General features: G+C 70.8%; 17 protein-coding genes. 8 read left to right on the forward strand and 9 right to left on the reverse strand.

Translation table 11 applies throughout. The features are described 5' to 3' along the window. The first annotated feature begins 26 nt into the window (after positions 1-26). A complete protein-coding gene (locus ACIQ1J_RS20345) occupies positions 27-212 on the forward strand; it encodes a DUF6104 family protein (protein WP_010061466.1) in 186 nt (61 codons plus the stop codon). Positions 213-248: 36 nt separating this feature from the next. Here ACIQ1J_RS20345 and ACIQ1J_RS20350 read toward each other — a convergent pair whose 3' ends face one another. Next, positions 249-1058, reverse strand: a complete 810-nt coding sequence (locus tag ACIQ1J_RS20350) for a hypothetical protein (protein ID WP_403558426.1) — start codon at positions 1056-1058, stop codon at positions 249-251. A gap of 137 nt (positions 1059-1195) precedes the next feature. Between ACIQ1J_RS20350 and ACIQ1J_RS20355 the strand changes: the two genes are divergently transcribed. Next, complete coding sequence (locus ACIQ1J_RS20355) at positions 1196-2146, forward strand: DUF4097 family beta strand repeat-containing protein (RefSeq protein WP_403558428.1); 951 nt, start codon at positions 1196-1198, stop codon at positions 2144-2146. A 1-nt stretch (position 2147) separates the two neighbouring features. After that, entirely contained in the window at positions 2148-3215 is a 1068-nt protein-coding gene (locus ACIQ1J_RS20360) for a helix-turn-helix transcriptional regulator (protein ID WP_403558430.1), read from the forward strand. 64 nt (positions 3216-3279) lie between these two features. On the opposite strand, the gene ACIQ1J_RS20365 is transcribed toward ACIQ1J_RS20360, so the two are convergent. From ACIQ1J_RS20365 to ACIQ1J_RS20380, 4 genes are all read right to left on the reverse strand, one after another. Then, entirely contained in the window at positions 3280-3846 is a 567-nt protein-coding gene (locus ACIQ1J_RS20365) for a Clp protease N-terminal domain-containing protein (RefSeq protein ID WP_403558432.1), read from the reverse strand. After that, positions 3846-4055, reverse strand: coding sequence for a helix-turn-helix domain-containing protein (locus ACIQ1J_RS20370; RefSeq protein WP_403558434.1), 210 nt, complete (start codon positions 4053-4055; stop codon positions 3846-3848). The genes ACIQ1J_RS20365 and ACIQ1J_RS20370 overlap by 1 nt, the downstream gene beginning before the upstream one ends. Before the next feature lie 79 nt (positions 4056-4134). Then, positions 4135-5100, reverse strand: a complete 966-nt coding sequence (locus ACIQ1J_RS20375; RefSeq protein ID WP_403558436.1) for a zinc-binding dehydrogenase — start codon at positions 5098-5100, stop codon at positions 4135-4137. 367 nt (positions 5101-5467) lie between these two features. Next, positions 5468-6697 carry an NADP-dependent malic enzyme gene (locus ACIQ1J_RS20380; RefSeq protein ID WP_403558438.1) on the reverse strand — a complete coding sequence of 410 codons (1230 nt, stop codon included), beginning with the start codon at positions 6695-6697 and terminating at the stop codon, positions 5468-5470. 641 nt (positions 6698-7338) lie between these two features. Between ACIQ1J_RS20380 and ACIQ1J_RS20385 the strand changes: the two genes are divergently transcribed. The 3 genes from ACIQ1J_RS20385 to ACIQ1J_RS20395 are packed head-to-tail and all read left to right on the forward strand — an operon-like array spanning position 7339 to position 10040. Beyond that, the gene (locus tag ACIQ1J_RS20385) at positions 7339-8301 is read left to right on the forward strand and encodes an ABC transporter substrate-binding protein (protein WP_403558440.1); all 963 of its coding nucleotides are present in this window, start codon (positions 7339-7341) and stop codon (positions 8299-8301) included. Positions 8302-8331: 30 nt separating this feature from the next. Further along, on the forward strand, positions 8332-9282 hold the full coding sequence (locus tag ACIQ1J_RS20390) for an amino acid ABC transporter permease (RefSeq protein ID WP_210960513.1): 951 nt from the start codon (positions 8332-8334) through the stop codon (positions 9280-9282). Further along, positions 9279-10040, forward strand: a complete 762-nt coding sequence (locus ACIQ1J_RS20395; protein ID WP_403558442.1) for an amino acid ABC transporter ATP-binding protein — start codon at positions 9279-9281, stop codon at positions 10038-10040. The genes ACIQ1J_RS20390 and ACIQ1J_RS20395 overlap by 4 nt, the downstream gene beginning before the upstream one ends. 61 nt (positions 10041-10101) lie before the next feature. Here the strand turns inward: ACIQ1J_RS20395 and ACIQ1J_RS20400 are convergent, their stop codons facing one another. Then, positions 10102-10878, reverse strand: coding sequence for a class I SAM-dependent methyltransferase (locus tag ACIQ1J_RS20400; RefSeq protein ID WP_403558444.1), 777 nt, complete (start codon positions 10876-10878; stop codon positions 10102-10104). Positions 10879-10976: 98 nt separating this feature from the next. Between ACIQ1J_RS20400 and ACIQ1J_RS20405 the strand changes: the two genes are divergently transcribed. Then, positions 10977-11606 carry a CGNR zinc finger domain-containing protein gene (locus tag ACIQ1J_RS20405; protein WP_403558446.1) on the forward strand — a complete coding sequence of 210 codons (630 nt, stop codon included), beginning with the start codon at positions 10977-10979 and terminating at the stop codon, positions 11604-11606. On the opposite strand, the gene sodX is transcribed toward ACIQ1J_RS20405, so the two are convergent. Next, positions 11510-11947, reverse strand: a complete 438-nt coding sequence (gene sodX, locus ACIQ1J_RS20410) for a nickel-type superoxide dismutase maturation protease (protein WP_345629966.1) — start codon at positions 11945-11947, stop codon at positions 11510-11512. The genes ACIQ1J_RS20405 and sodX overlap by 97 nt on opposite strands. 145 nt (positions 11948-12092) lie before the next feature. Here sodX and sodN point away from each other — a divergent pair, with 145 nt between their 5' ends. Further along, on the forward strand, positions 12093-12488 hold the full coding sequence (gene sodN / locus ACIQ1J_RS20415) for a superoxide dismutase, Ni (protein WP_064729779.1): 396 nt from the start codon (positions 12093-12095) through the stop codon (positions 12486-12488). A 158-nt stretch (positions 12489-12646) separates the two neighbouring features. Here the strand turns inward: sodN and ACIQ1J_RS20420 are convergent, their stop codons facing one another. After that, a complete protein-coding gene (locus ACIQ1J_RS20420; RefSeq protein ID WP_403558449.1) occupies positions 12647-13231 on the reverse strand; it encodes a dihydrofolate reductase family protein in 585 nt (194 codons plus the stop codon). 96 nt (positions 13232-13327) lie between these two features. Then, positions 13328-13963: a GNAT family N-acetyltransferase gene (locus ACIQ1J_RS20425; RefSeq protein WP_403558451.1), complete on the reverse strand. Its 636-nt coding sequence runs from the start codon at positions 13961-13963 to the stop codon at positions 13328-13330. Positions 13964-14207 lie beyond the last annotated feature (244 nt).

Here is a 14207-nt window from a genome sequence, read left to right on the forward strand (position 1 = left end):
GTTCGACCCATCCGACGGAGAGCACGTTGTACTTCACCGACCGCGGCATCGAGGAACTGGAGAAGCGGCGCGGCGAGGAGGAGGTCACCTTCGAGTGGCTCGCCGAGCAGCTGCGGACCTTCGTCGACCTGAACCCGGACTTCGAGGTTCCGGTGGAGCGGCTGGCGACGTGGCTGGCGCGGCTGGACGACGAGGACGACGAGGACGAGTAGTTCCACCGAGGGCGCGCCGCCGCGGCCCCGAGGCCGTCACGGACGCCGTGCCGGCCCGTACGCCGGCCCGAGCACGCCGTGCGCGACCAGCAGCGCCCCCGCCGCGCTCCAGCCGCCGGCGCGGCGTCGCAGGCCCCAGGCGGTGAGCGACAGGCCGGCCGCCACCTGGGCCACCGCCAGGGCACGGGCGCCGGGGCCGCCCACCCAGGGGATCCAGGGAGCGAGGCGGCTCTCGTCGGCGGTGGGGCGGCGTGCGGCCGCCTCGGTCAGCCGGGCGTCGGGCAGAGCGCGGGCGGCCGCGCCGAGGCGGTCGGCGGGTCGGCCGGGGTCGAGTCCGGCGGGGAGCGCGACTCCCGCGCGCGTGAGGATCGCGAGCAGTCCGCGCAGCCTGGTGCGGGCGTCGGCCCCGGGGTCCGGCTTCGTCAGCCGGTCCAGCGACTGGACGTCCAGGACGGGGTCCAGGCCGAGACGGGCGGCGAAGGTCCGCATGGCCTCGTCCTCACCTGCCGGGGTGCCGTCCGCGAGCCACACATAGCCGACGGGGCGGCGGAATCCGGACGCGAGGGTGTAGCCCGCCCAGTCGGCGTCCCACCACAGGGCGAGTACGGGCCACGGGGCGCCGACGGCGAGGGCCGCGGCCCAGCCGGTGAGCACGCGGTCGACCGGTTCGTCGCCGTGCCGCCAGGGCGTGCCCCGCGGAACGAGCACGCTCCACTCCTCGCCGGCCCGGACCAGCGGCATGCGTTCGCCCAGGAGCGGGGCGACGGCGGCGACGGAGTCCGGCTCCGCGCGGCACAGCAGCAGGGCACCGGCAGCGGGATCGGACACGGACTCTTCCGTCGACATGCTTTCAAGCTAGGGCAATCCAGCACCCTCGGCCGATCGTAGATCACCAGAACGGGTGTCTTGACTTTCCACGTCCGCGATATATCGTGAATCTCGGGAGGACGCGATATGGCGCGTTCGGTCGAGGAGGTCTCACCATGTCCGAGTGGTCCGTCGCGGAGCCCAGGAAACTCGCCTTCGACGAGTCCGTGAGCGAGCTCCACGTACGCATCGTCAATGGAACGGTGAACGTCGTGGGCACGGACGAGGGTCCCGCCCGCCTGGAGGTCTCCGAGATCGAGGGACCGCCCCTGGTCGTGACCCACCGGGACGGCGTTCTCACGGTGGCCTATGAGGACCTGCCCTGGAAGGGCTTCCTCAAGTGGCTCGACCGCAAGGGCTGGCGCCGCAGCGCGGTGGTCTCCCTGGCCGTGCCGACCGGCACCCGCGTGGAGGTGGGCGTGGTCAGCGCCGCGGCCGTGGTCTCCGGGCTCGACGGGCGCGCCGAGGTGAAGGGCGTCTCCGGCGACACCACACTGGTGGGCCTCGCGGGCCCGGTCCGCGCCGACACCGTCTCCGGGAACGTGGAGGCGCAGGCCCTCACCGGAGACCTGCGCTTCAACTCCGTCTCCGGCGACCTGACGGTGGTCGAGGCGGGCTCCTCCGTCCGGGCCGACTCGGTGAGCGGTTCGATGATCGTCGACCTGGACACCGCCGGCGGGCCCACCGATATCAGCCTGACCAGCGTCTCGGGCGAGATCGCCATCCGGCTGCCCCAGCCGGCCGACGCGGAGGTGGAGGCGAACACGGCCAGCGGCACCGTCTCCAGCGCCTTCGAGGACCTCCGGATGGGCGGCCAGTGGGGCGCCAAGCGGATCACCGGCCGGCTCGGCGCGGGCAACGGCCGTCTGAAGGCCACGACGGTCTCCGGCTCGATCGCCCTGCTGCGCCGTCCGGCGGAGGAGGACACACCGTGGGAGCGGGAGCCGCGAGGCACCGGCCCGGCGGACGACGTACAGGACGACTCGGGGGACAATTCCGCTTCCGGCCGGGATGACGGCGCCGCCGGCGCCCCGGCCGACGGCACGACCGACAAGAAGGTGCTCTGACATGTCCCCCGTCTTCGCCCACGGCCGCCTCCGCCTCTACCTCCTCAAGCTCCTGGACGAGGCCCCGCGCCACGGCTACGAGGTGATCCGGCTCCTCGAAGAGCGCTTCCAGGGCCTGTACGCGCCGTCGGCGGGCACGGTGTACCCGCGCCTGGCCAAGCTGGAGGCCGAGGGTCTGGTCACGCACACCACCGAGGGCGGCCGCAAGGTGTACGCCATCACGGACGCCGGCCGCGCCGAGCTGTCCGACCGCCGTGGTGAACTGGCCGACCTGGAGCTGGAGATCCGGGACTCGGTGGCCGAGCTCGCCGCCGAGATCCGGGCCGACGTACGCGGTGCCGCGGGCGATCTGCGCCGGGAGATGCGGGCCGCGGCCGGCGCGGCCCATCGGGGCGCCGGCTCGGGAGCGCACGACGAGGGGAGCGGCTCCGCCACCGGCACCGCGGACAGCGACGACAGCGAGGCCTGGCGCGCCGCCAAGGAGGAGATGCGGCGCGTCAAGCAGGAGTGGAAGGAGCAGGCCCGCCGCGCCAAGGACGAGAGCCGCCGCGCACGGGACGAGGCCCAGCGGGCCCGGCGCCAGGCCAAGGAGGCCCAGGAGCGGGCCCGGGTGCAGGCACAGGAGGAGGTGCAGCGCATCGCCCAGCGGGTCCAGGAACAGGTACAGGACCACTTCGCGCGGGGCGACTGGCCGACGGGTCTGCGCGAGGGCCTGAGCGAACTGGCCAAGGAGGTCGGCGACTTCGGGAAGGACTTCGGAAAGGAGTTCGGCAAGGACTGGGGCTTCGGCCGCACCGACACCGACAAGTCCACCCACCGGCCCGAGTACTCCGCCACCCCCGAGGACTTTCCGGCCGGTTACGCTCCGGCCTGGGCCCACGAGGACGCCGCGGAGGCCACCGGCGATCCGGCTCGCGACCTCGACCGGCTGCTCGACCGCTTCCGGGACGACATCCGCGACGCGGCCCGGGACCACGGCGTCACCGCCGACCAGCTCCGCGACGCCCGCCTCCGGCTGTCGGCCGCGGCGGCGCACATCGGGGCGATACTACGGACGCCGAAGACCTGAGCCCTCGGGCGCGACACCCCCGGCCCACCGCCGAACGCCTGGCCGGGGAGGGAGGCAGCACACGTCAGGCGCAGGCCTCACCGGTGCCGCCGCCCAGCACCCTGGTCAGCGACTCGTGGGTCACGCCGTGGTCGGCGAGCACCTCGGCGGCCACACCGGGGCGGACGGTCAGGGCGAGCGGGATGTGCTCGTCCCCGATACTCCGGTCGCGCCGAGCCACGGCGGCCCGCAGAGCCTGCTCCAGCACCCCTTTGGCACCCTTGCTGAAGCGGCGGTGCTGCCCGGACCACCAACGCCTGTCCGTCCGTTCGCCGGACATCGCACCAACGCCGTGGGCCTCCTCCACCCGGGCGACGATCTCGGAGACGTCGATCCCCAGCCCGGCGAGGGCATCGGTCTCGGCCCGCGTCAGCCCGGCCCGGCGCCGCGCTTCCGCCAGGGCCTGCCGTACCGCGTCCTTGCGTTCGCCGGCCCCGAGCGCCGACAGCGCGAAGGAGGCGCGGCTGCCCTCACGGTCCAGCAGAGCGAGCAGCAGGTGCTCGGCGTCGACGGTCTGCGCCCGCGCGCCTTCGGCGTGCTCGACCGCCCCCTGCACCACGGCCCGGGCATCCTTCGTGAATCGCTCGGACATCAATGCCTCCCGTACTTCTTGTGCACGGCCTGCCTGCTGACTCCGAGTTCCGTGGCGATCTCCTGCCACGACCACCCCTGGTTGCGCGCGCTGCGCACCTGCACCGCCTCCAGCTGCTCCAGCAGCATCCGCAATGCGGCGACGGCCCGCAGCCCGACCCGGGGGTCGCGATCACCGGCACGCGCGGCGAGTTCGGTTGCTTCACGCATGGTGTCAACATAGGTTGACACCCCGGGGCATGTCAACAACAGTTGACACACCCCGGGGTGTCGGAGGCGCGGAGGGGGGTCAGGAGCCGCTGAGCACGATCTTGCCGAACTGTCCTCCGGAGGCCATCCGCTCGAAGCCCTCGCGGGCCCGGTCCATCGGAAGCACCTCGTCGATGACGGGACGCACACCGGTCGCGGCACAGAAGGAGAGCAGGTCCTCCAACTCGTCCTTGGTGCCCATCGTGGAGCCGACGATCTTGAGCTCCAGGAAGAAGACCCGGGTCAGCTCGGCGTGGGAGGGCCGGTCGCCACTGGTGGCCCCGGAGATGACGAGCGTGCCCCCGGGGCGCAGCGACTTCACCGAGTGGGACCAGGTCGCGGCGCCCACGGTCTCAATGACGGCGTCGACCCGCTGCGGCAGCCGCGCGCCCGGCTCGACGGCCTCCACGGCGCCCAACTCCAGGGCCCGCTTCCGCTTGGCCTCGTCCCGGCTGGTGGCGAAGACCCGCAGTCCCGCCGCCTTGCCGAGCACGATCGCGGCCGTGGCGACCCCGCCACCGGCGCCCTGTACGAGCACCGAGTCACCGGGACGCACCCCGGCGTTGGTGAACAGCATCCGGTACGCCGTCAGCCAGGCGGTCGGCAGACAGGCCGCCTCCTCGAAGGAGAGCTCCTTCGGCTTGGGCAGGATGTTCCAGGTCGGCACGGCGACCTGCGCGGCGAACGTCCCCTGGTAGCGCTCCGTGAGAATCGAGCGGGGCTCCTTCGGGCCGACGCCGTGACCGGTCTGACCGATCACGGAGTGCAGGACGACCTCGTTGCCGTCCTCGTCGACACCGGCGGCGTCACAGCCGAGGATCATCGGCAGCCGGCCCTCCGGGAGGCCGACGCCGCGCAGGGACCACAGGTCGTGGTGGTTGAGGGAGGCGGCCCTGACATCGACGACACTCCAGCCGGGCCGGGCCTCGGGAGCGGGACGCTCTCCCAACTCCAGGCCGGTCAGCGGCTGGTCGCGGTCGATTCGGGCGGCGTAGACAGCGAACATGACCTTGACGATAGGTTCCCGACCCGTCAACCGGAACCGCGACGCCCTGTGACACACGCCCTCTTGTCACCGTGCCGCCCCGCGCCGCCCCGTCCCGCGCCGCCCCGTCCCGCGCCGCCCTGTCCCGCTGCGGGCAGCCGTGGCGCGTAGCTGCGGGCAGTCGTGCCTCCCCCAGTGCCTGAACGGCCTGGGAGGTACCCCCAGGGCGGCACGGGTGGGCGCGGCGGCACCCCGCAGCGCCGGGCCACGCCGCCCACCCCCGCCCAGCACCGACGCCGCCCACCGAAAGCGAACGGCCCCGTCCACCGAGGACGAGGCCGTACACCACACACCGCATCGCGCCGTCACCGGCGCGGCGATCACACCGTCACCGGCGCGCGACCCCTTCCGCCCGAGCCGCCGCCGCCACCGCAGCCGTAACGGCCGGCGCGACGCGCTCGTCGAAGGGCGACGGGATGACGTAGTCCGCGGCGAGGTCTTCCCCCACCACGGAGGCCAGCGCCTCCGCCGCCGCGAGCTTCATGCCCTCGGTGATCCGGGACGCCCGCACCTGCAGCGCGCCCGCGAAGATGCCCGGGAACGCCAGCACGTTGTTGATCTGGTTCGGGAAGTCCGAGCGCCCCGTCGCGACGACCGCCGCGTACTTGTGGGCGACCTCCGGGTGCACCTCGGGGTTCGGGTTGGCCATCGCGAAGACGAAGGCGCCCTTCGCCATCGAGGCGACCGCCGGCTCCGGCACCGTACCGCCGGAGACGCCGATGAAGACGTCGGCACCGGACAGGGCGGCCTCCAGGGAGCCGGACAGCCCCGCCTTGTTGGTGAAGGAGGCCACTTCCCGCTTGACCGGGGTCAGGTCGTCCCGGTCGGTGGAGACGACGCCCTTGCGGTCGGCGACCGCGACGTCCCCGATACCGGCCTCGACCAGCATCTTGGCGATGGCGACACCGGCCGCGCCCGCGCCCGAGATCACCGCCCGCAGCTCGCCCAGCGTCCGCCCGCTCAGCCGCGCCGCGTTCCGCAGCGCCGCCAGCGTCACGACCGCCGTGCCGTGCTGGTCGTCATGGAAGACCGGGATGTCGAGGCGCTCCTGAAGCTTGCGCTCGATCTCGAAGCACCGCGGCGCCGAGATGTCCTCCAGGTTCACGCCGCCGAAGGAGGGCGCGAGCCGCACCACCGTCTCGACGATCTCGTCGGCGTCCGTGCAGTCGAGCGCGATCGGAACCGCGTCCACACCGCCGAACTGCTTGAACAGGATCGCCTTCCCTTCCATCACCGGAAGGGAGGCTTCGGGCCCGATGTCCCCGAGGCCCAGAACGGCCGTACCGTCCGTCACGACCGCCACGACCGACGACTTCCAGGTGTAGTCGTGGACGAGGTCGGGCTGCTCGGCGATCGCGCTGCACACTTTCGCGACGCCGGGCGTGTACGCCAGGGACAGGTCGTCCTTGTCGCGGACCGGCACGGTGGCCTGCACGGCCATCTTGCCGCCGCGGTGCAGCGCGAACGCGGGGTCGAAGGAGTCGAGGGGCTCGGCGCCCGCCTCCTGCTCCGTACTGGCGTCGCTGTCGCTGCGAGGATTGACGATCTCCGCTGCCACTTTGTCTTACCCCTTAAGAGTTCATGGTTTGAGGGTTTGTCCACTCCTGGTGAGGAATGGGCGGGGACCGCGCAGGAGGATGGCCGTTGGGGCCACGTAGGCCCTGCGCGACGGGCGCGCCGCACACGCGCCCTGAGCCCCTGATGAGGGGTGTAAAGAACCTTCTTACCCGACGGACACCCACCGCGACGAGTCCGATAAGGGCAAGCTCACATGTCGGACCCCGGACGCCGCATGCCGGTGACATGGCTCATACCCAGGGATCCGGACAACTTCCCCTCAGCCCTTGACAGGCCCGGAGAACGAGCCTTCAACAGCTGCGCGCACCACCGATCCGTGCCCGCATATCGAGGAACGCCGAAGATTTTTCGGCCGGAAGGCCAGATTCCCGTAAAGGTTCGGTCGTGATGTACCGACCTGGTGCGGTTCGGGGGGTCACCCGTTATCCGATTTTGACATGACGTCCCCCCTGAATGGCCGAGTCCGAATGGCAAGATGCCGTAATCACACGAGGTCGCGACACTCGAAGGCGTGTGCTCTCGTCGACCCACCGCGCCTGCCGGTCCCCCGGTCGGCGTCCCGTCTTACCGGAATTCCACCGTCCCCATCGGCATCTCCTTTCATCCGCCGGAGGAACCACCATGACCGCAAGCTCCACCCGTCGTACGACCGCCGCGCACTCCCGGCTAGCAGCGGTCGGTGCGATCGCGGTCGCAGGCGCCCTGCTGCTCACCGGATGCGGCGACCAGACCAAGAACAGCGACTCCGGCAGCAGCGACAACCAGTCCGCGGCGGGCGCCCCGCTGGCCGACAAGCTGCCCCAGTCCGTCCGCGACAAGGGCGTCATCAAGGTCGGCTCTGACATCGCCTACGCCCCGGTCGAGTTCAAGGACAAGTCCGGCGAGACGGTCGGCATCGACCCGGACCTCGCGGACGCCATGGGCAAGCAGCTCGGCGTGAAGTTCGAGTTCGAGAACGGCACCTTCGACACCCTGATCACCGGTCTGCGCTCAAAGCGGTACGACATCGCCATGTCCGCGATGACCGACACGAAGGACCGCCAGGAGGGCGTCGACTCGGACACCGGCAAGAAGGTCGGCCAGGGCGTCGACTTCGTGGACTACTTCTCCGCCGGTGTCTCGATCTACACCAAGAAGGGTGACGACCAGGCCATCAAGACCTGGTCGGACCTGTGCGGCAAGAAGCTCGTGCTGCAGCGCGGCACGGTCTCGGAGGACCTCGCCAAGGCCGAGAACGAGAAGTGCCCGGCCGGCCAGAAGATCTCCATGGAGGCGTTCGACAACGACCAGCAGGCCCAGACCCGCCTGCGCGCGGGCGGTGCCGACGCCGGTTCCTCCGACTTCCCGGTCGCCGCGTACGCGGTGAAGACCTCCGGCGGCGGCAACGACTTCCAGCTCGTCGGCGAGCAGGTCGAGGCCGCCCCGTACGGCATCGCGGTCGCCAAGGACAACGCCCAGCTGCGGGACGCCCTCAAGGCGGCACTGGACGCGGTGATCGCCAACGGCGAGTACAAGAAGATCATGGACAAGTGGGGCGTGGCGGAAGGCGCCGTCACGGAGGCCACCATCAACGGCGGCAAGTGACCGCGCGGCGGGCACTGAAAGGCAACATCCGTGACTGTTGACATCGACAAGACGGCGGGCGGCCCGGCCGGCACCCCGCCGGCCGGACCGGAAGCCATCAAGGCCATTCCGGTCCGGCACTACGGGCGGTACGTCTCCGCGGTCGTCGCGATCGCGCTGCTGGCCGCCGTCGTGTACGCGTTCTCCCAGGGCAAGATCAACTGGGGTGCGATCCCGGACTACTTCTTCGACGACCGTGTCCTGACCGGCATGGGCAAGACGCTCCTGATCACCGTCCTGGCGATGCTGATCGGCGTCGTCGGCGGCATCCTGCTCGCCGTCATGCGGTTGTCGAAGAACCCGGTGACCTCGTCCATCGCGTGGTTCTACATCTGGTTCTTCCGCGGCACGCCCGTCCTGGTGCAGCTGGTCGTCTGGTTCAACCTGGGCCTGGTCTTCGAGTACATCAACCTCGGCCCGTTCTACCGCGACGAGTGGTCGGACTTCATGACGCCGTTCCTGACGGCGCTGCTCGGTCTCGGTCTGAACGAAGCGGCGTACATGGCGGAGATCTGCCGCGCCGGTCTGCTCGCGGTCGACGAGGGCCAGACCGAGGCGGCGCACGCGCTCGGCATGAGCCACACCAAGACGCTGCGCCGGATCGTGGTGCCGCAGGCGATGCGCGTGATCGTGCCGCCGACGGGCAACGAGGTCATCAACATGCTGAAGACGACCTCGCTGGTGTCGGTCGTCCAGTACGCCGAGTTGTTCAGGGTCGCCCAGGACATCGGCCAGACCTCCGGCGCCCCGGCCGAGATGCTGTTCCTGGCGGCGGCCTGGTACCTGCTGCTGACCTCGGTCTTCAGCGTCGGCCAGTACTACCTGGAGCGCTACTACGCGCGCGGCTCCAGCCGCAGCCTGCCGGCCACTCCGATGCAGAAGATCAGGGCGAACCTGCTGTCCCTGTCGAACCGCTCCAACACGACGGGAGGCGCGGCATGACCGCCATGGTGAAGGCCGAGGGCGTCCACAAGTCCTTCGGCGCCGTCGAGGTCCTCAAGGGCATCGACCTGGAGGTGAAGCAGGGCGAGGTGTTCTGCCTCATCGGCCCCTCGGGCTCTGGCAAGTCGACCTTCCTGCGCTGCATCAACCACCTGGAGAAGATCAACGCCGGGCGGCTGTACGTCGACGGCCAGCTGGTCGGCTACCGCCAGAAGGGCGACAAGCTCTACGAGCTCAAGGACAGCGAGGTCGCGGTCAAGCGCCGGGACATCGGCATGGTCTTCCAGCGCTTCAACCTGTTCCCGCACATGACGGCCGTCGAGAACGTAATGGAGGCACCGGTCCAGGTCAAGGGCGTCAGCCGGGCCCAGGCCCGGGACCGCGCGCGCCAGATCCTGGAGCGGGTGGGCCTCGGCGACAAGGCCGGCAACTACCCCTCGCAGCTCTCCGGCGGCCAGCAGCAGCGGGTCGCCATCGCGCGGGCCCTCGCCATGGACCCGAAGCTGATGCTGTTCGACGAGCCGACCTCGGCCCTGGACCCGGAGCTGGTCGGCGACGTCCTCGACGTCATGCGCGACCTCGCCGAGTCCGGTATGACGATGGTCGTCGTCACCCACGAGATGGGCTTCGCCCGCGAGGTCGGCGACAGCCTGGTCTTCATGGACGACGGCGTGGTGGTCGAGTCGGGCAACCCGCGCGATGTCCTGACCGACCCGCAGCACGAGCGGACGAAGGCGTTCCTGTCCAAGGTCCTCTGACAGGGCGGTCGCGGGGAGGGGCGGCGCGGGTGTCCCGCGCCGCCCCTCCCCGCGTCCGTCCCTACTTCAGCGCCAGCAGCAAGGTGTCCGACGGCGAGCACCACACCGGCCGCACCTCGCCGAAACCCTTCTCGCGCAGCACGCGCGCGTGCCACGCCGCCGAGGGCATGTCGCCGTCGGCGTGCTCGCCGTAGATCTCGAAGCGGCGGGCCGTGGGCCCGGCGAGGACCGGGTCCTTGGCGGCGAGCTGCCACCATTCGGCCCAGTCGAGGGCGCCGTCGCGCTTGGCGGTCTCCATCTGCGCGTGCCGCTGGGCACGCTCGGCCGCGTTGATCCGCGGCGTCGTCTCGTCGATCATGTGATCCGCGTTCATGAAGACACCGCCGTCGCGGACCAGCTCCGCGACCCGACCGTAGAGGGCCGCGAGGGGTTCGGCGTGGAACCAGTGCAGGGCCGTGGCGGTCAGGACGGCGTCGTAGGAGTCGTACGGCAGCCGCGCCGTCCAGTCGGGGTCCTTGAGGTCGGCGGTGACCAGGGAGACCCGTTCGTCGTCCGCGAAGGTGCCCTCGGCGATGGCGAGGAGCGCCGGGTCGAGGTCCACGCCAGTGCTGGTGGCCTCCGGGAACCGGGCGAGCAGCCGGGCCGTGATGGTCCCGGTGCCGCAGGCGAGGTCGAGTACGCGCGGTGCGCGGCCGACCAGGGCCTCGACCATGTCCAGCATGGTCCGGAAGCGTTCCTCGCGGTCCGGCATGTACCACTCCTGCTGCCGGTCCCAGCTGGCCTGCCAGGCGTGCCAGTCGGCGGCGGGCGTGGTGGTGGTGGTCTCCGCGTCCGTCATCGAGCCCCTCCATCGCATGCGTAGTAATACCCTGGAACCACGATCAACTGTTACCTGATCGCAGGCACGACCATAGAGCCCCTTCGTAAGGACTACAAGTGGAACTGGCCTATTACTCGGATTACGCCGTACGCCTCGTCAACACCGAGGAACCGGCCCGGGGGCAGGACTCACTGACCTCGGTGGAGGCCGTCCGCGAGCTCTTCGGCGCCAACCAGTCGGCGGGCCGGCGCGCCACGGACGCCGACGTGACCCGGTTCCGTTCGGTCCGGGGACGGTTGCGCGCGGTCTTCGAGGCGGCCGACGGCGGCGACGAGACCCTCGCCGTGGACCTCCTGAACTCGCTCCTGCTGGAGTTCCCGGTGAGCCCGCAAATTTCCGGGCACGACGTCCGGGACGACGACGGCAGCCCGCTGTGGCACATGCACCTGGCGGACCACCCGTCCAACGCGACCGCCGGTTTCGCCGCCATCGCGGCGATGGGGCTGGCCTTCCACCTCACCGAGTACGGCGTGGACCGCCTGGGCCTGTGCGAGGCGTCCCCCTGCCGCAACGCCTACCTGGACACCTCCACCAACCGCTCCCGGCGCTACTGCTCGGACCGCTGCGCCACCCGCGCCAACGTGGCGGCCTACCGCGCCCGCAAGCGCCTGGAGGCGGACCGGTCGGTCAGCACCGGCCTGAGCGCCGACAGCGCCCAGCGGACCACGGCGAAGGGCGAGCGCTGACCCGGCCTCAGCGGCCGGTACCGCAGCCGCGCCCTGCCGAGCACGAGTTCCTGGGGGACGGCCCCGTAGTCGGTGCTGTCCCCGCCGGCGAACGCGTTGTCCCCGAGCACCCACCAGCCGGCCCCGCGCCGCTCGACGGCCCGCTTGACCACGAGCAGGTCCTGCTGGAAGGGGTGCCGCAGGACGACCACGTCCCCGGGCCTGACCCTGGCTCCCCAATGCACCAGGAGTACGTCCCCGTGGTGCAGCGTGGGCACCATCGACGGCCCGGTCACCTCGGCCGGCCCGAAAGGCAACGCCCCTCTCGCGCGCTCGGTCTCCTGCGACAGCTGCTCCGGCATGACCCGGCACCTCCCCGGTCTTTCCTCCACCAGTCTCAGTCTCACCCCGGACTTTTGTCCTAAGCCCACGGGGGCACTCGCGAAAACGGGCCCCCCAGGGAGTAATGTCCCCCCTGAGAAGACGATCACGAGGAAGGAACGCTCCATGCTTTCCCGCCTGTTTGCCCCCAAGGTCACGGTCAGCGCCCACTGCGACCTGCCCTGCGGCGTGTACGACCCGGCCCAGGCCCGCATCGAGGCGGAGTCGGTGAAGGCCGTCCAGGAAAAGATGGCCGGCAACGACGACCCGCACTTCCAGGCCCGCGCCACGGTCATCAAGGAGCAGCGCGCCGAGCTCGCGAAGCACCACGTGTCCGTGCTGTGGAGCGACTACTTCAAGCCCCCGCACTTCGAGAAGTACCCGGAGCTGCACCAGCTGGTCAACGACACCCTGAAGGCCCTCTCGGCCGCCAAGGGCTCGACCGACCCGGCGACCGGCCAGAAGGCCCTGGACTACATCGCCCAGATCGACAAGATCTTCTGGGAGACCAAGAAGGCCTGACGCCCGGTCAGCACTCGGGAGCCGGCGATCGGTGCACCATCGCAGGCCCACGGAACAGCCCTGAGGGGCCCGGCCGCCATCGCGGCCGGGCCCCTTCGGCGCTTCCGTGGCCGGCGGGCCGGACCACCACATGCTCCCAGCGTAGAGCGGGTGACGGCTCAGCGCTTCCTGCTGTACGTCCGGACCACGACGCCGTTGCCGAAGGCCCGCACCGACTCCTGGACGAACTCCGAGACCTGGAACCCGGTACCGAACATCGGCATGCCCGTACCCAGCACCACCGGGTAGGTCTTGATGACCAGCTCGTCGACCTCGTCGAACAGCTCGCCGGCGACGACCGATCCGCCGCACAGGTAGATACCGAAGGCGCTGTCCTCCGCCTTCAGTTCGCGGACCCTGCCGACCAGGTCCGCCGGGATGATCTCGACGTTCGGGTCGGGCGACTCCGTGAGCGTGCCTGAGGCGACGTACTCACGCAGATGGGCGTACGGGCTGGTGACGCCCTCCTTCAGGGCCAGGTCGTAGCTGCGCCTGCCCTGGACGATCGTGTCGAACCGCTTGTTCGGCAGATCGTCGATCCCGAGGTGCCGACGGCCGGGGGTCGGCAGCGTCTCCGGATACTCCGACTTCAGGAACTCGAAGAACTCCTCGTCGACGAACGGGACCATGAAGGACGCGTCGCCGTCCGGACCGCCGATGAAGCCGTCGATCGAGCAGGCGATGAAGTACGTGAGCTTGCGCAAGTCGGTCTCCTTCGTTCAACCACTCCAAATATAGTACTCCAGCCGTAGTGGTGCGGTTCAAGTGAGTTTTCGATTCGCGGAGGCGGCTCGCGGCGGTCAGGCGGTCGCCGGCGGCCGCGGCTCGCGCCACATCGGCCACATCCGCGGGCCGTCCGGCAGATCGAGGGCGCGGCCGGTGAACTCGAAGCCGAGGCGTTCGTACAGGCCCCGGCCGCGGGCGCTGCTGGACTCCAGGTAGGCGGGCAGCCCCTCGCGGTCGCAGCGGTCGAGGACCGACTCGATGAGCGCGGTGCCCAGCCCCTCGCCCTGCCGACCGGGGGTGACGCCGATCATCCACAGATACTCGTGGGCCCGGCCGGAGGGGTGGATACCGTCCGTCAGCCGGGCTATCAGTTCGACGCGCTCGTTCTCCGGGTCGACCGCCTCCCGCACCTGGACGGGGTCGTCGTCGGCACCCTCGCGGTGGTCCTCGCCGGACTCGTCGCCGCTGTTCCCGTCCGCCGGCACGGGCAGCCACAGCGCGCAGGCCGCGCCGTCCTCGGTGAGATCGATACGTCCGTCGGCGAGCACGGCGTCGGTGAAGGCCGCCATGAGCCGGGGGTGGGTCCGGCGGCGGTACTCCTCATCGGGAAACACCCAGCTGCTCACCGGATCGTCCTGGAAGGCCTCGTCCAGCAGCCGCACGACCAGCTCCCGGTCGCCGTCCCCCGCCGTCCGGATCACCACACCCATGTCCCGCCCGCCCTTTCGACTCAACACCGCCGGTGCATACGGCGGTTGAGCCTAGCCGCTGGGTTCCTCGGCCGATGGGCGGTACTCCCGGCCGTGTGCCGGAAGGGAAAGGGGGCGGGCCCCGCACACCGTGGGGAAGTGCGGGGCCCGCCGGACCGGAGCCCTCGGCGGTGCGGCCGTACGTCGGTCAGGTCCGTACGGCCCGGCACGGGCTCCGGGGTCTTGCTTCGTGGCCACCGGTCGC

It is taken from the genome of Streptomyces sp. NPDC097107 (assembly GCF_044762405.1).
Classification (GTDB): Bacteria; Actinomycetota; Actinomycetes; order Streptomycetales; family Streptomycetaceae; genus Streptomyces; species Streptomyces thinghirensis.

What these genes read in the sequence shown, in the direction of transcription:
- ACIQ1J_RS20350 (WP_403558426.1), bottom strand. Translation starts at nt 1,058, where the DNA reads ATGTCGACGGAAGAGTCCGTGTCCGATCCCGCTGCCGGTGCCCTGCTG.
- ACIQ1J_RS20355 (WP_403558428.1), top strand. Translation starts at nt 1,196, where the DNA reads ATGTCCGAGTGGTCCGTCGCGGAGCCCAGGAAACTCGCCTTCGACGAG.
- ACIQ1J_RS20360 (WP_403558430.1), top strand. Translation starts at nt 2,148, where the DNA reads ATGTCCCCCGTCTTCGCCCACGGCCGCCTCCGCCTCTACCTCCTCAAG.
- ACIQ1J_RS20365 (WP_403558432.1), bottom strand. Translation starts at nt 3,846, where the DNA reads ATGTCCGAGCGATTCACGAAGGATGCCCGGGCCGTGGTGCAGGGGGCG.
- ACIQ1J_RS20370 (WP_403558434.1), bottom strand. Translation starts at nt 4,055, where the DNA reads ATGCGTGAAGCAACCGAACTCGCCGCGCGTGCCGGTGATCGCGACCCC.
- ACIQ1J_RS20375 (WP_403558436.1), bottom strand. Translation starts at nt 5,100, where the DNA reads ATGTTCGCTGTCTACGCCGCCCGAATCGACCGCGACCAGCCGCTGACC.
- ACIQ1J_RS20385 (WP_403558440.1), top strand. Translation starts at nt 7,339, where the DNA reads ATGACCGCAAGCTCCACCCGTCGTACGACCGCCGCGCACTCCCGGCTA.
- ACIQ1J_RS20395 (WP_403558442.1), top strand. Translation starts at nt 9,279, where the DNA reads ATGACCGCCATGGTGAAGGCCGAGGGCGTCCACAAGTCCTTCGGCGCC.
- ACIQ1J_RS20400 (WP_403558444.1), bottom strand. Translation starts at nt 10,878, where the DNA reads ATGACGGACGCGGAGACCACCACCACCACGCCCGCCGCCGACTGGCAC.
- sodX (WP_345629966.1), bottom strand. Translation starts at nt 11,947, where the DNA reads ATGCCGGAGCAGCTGTCGCAGGAGACCGAGCGCGCGAGAGGGGCGTTG.
- sodN (WP_064729779.1), top strand. Translation starts at nt 12,093, where the DNA reads ATGCTTTCCCGCCTGTTTGCCCCCAAGGTCACGGTCAGCGCCCACTGC.
- ACIQ1J_RS20425 (WP_403558451.1), bottom strand. Translation starts at nt 13,963, where the DNA reads ATGGGTGTGGTGATCCGGACGGCGGGGGACGGCGACCGGGAGCTGGTC.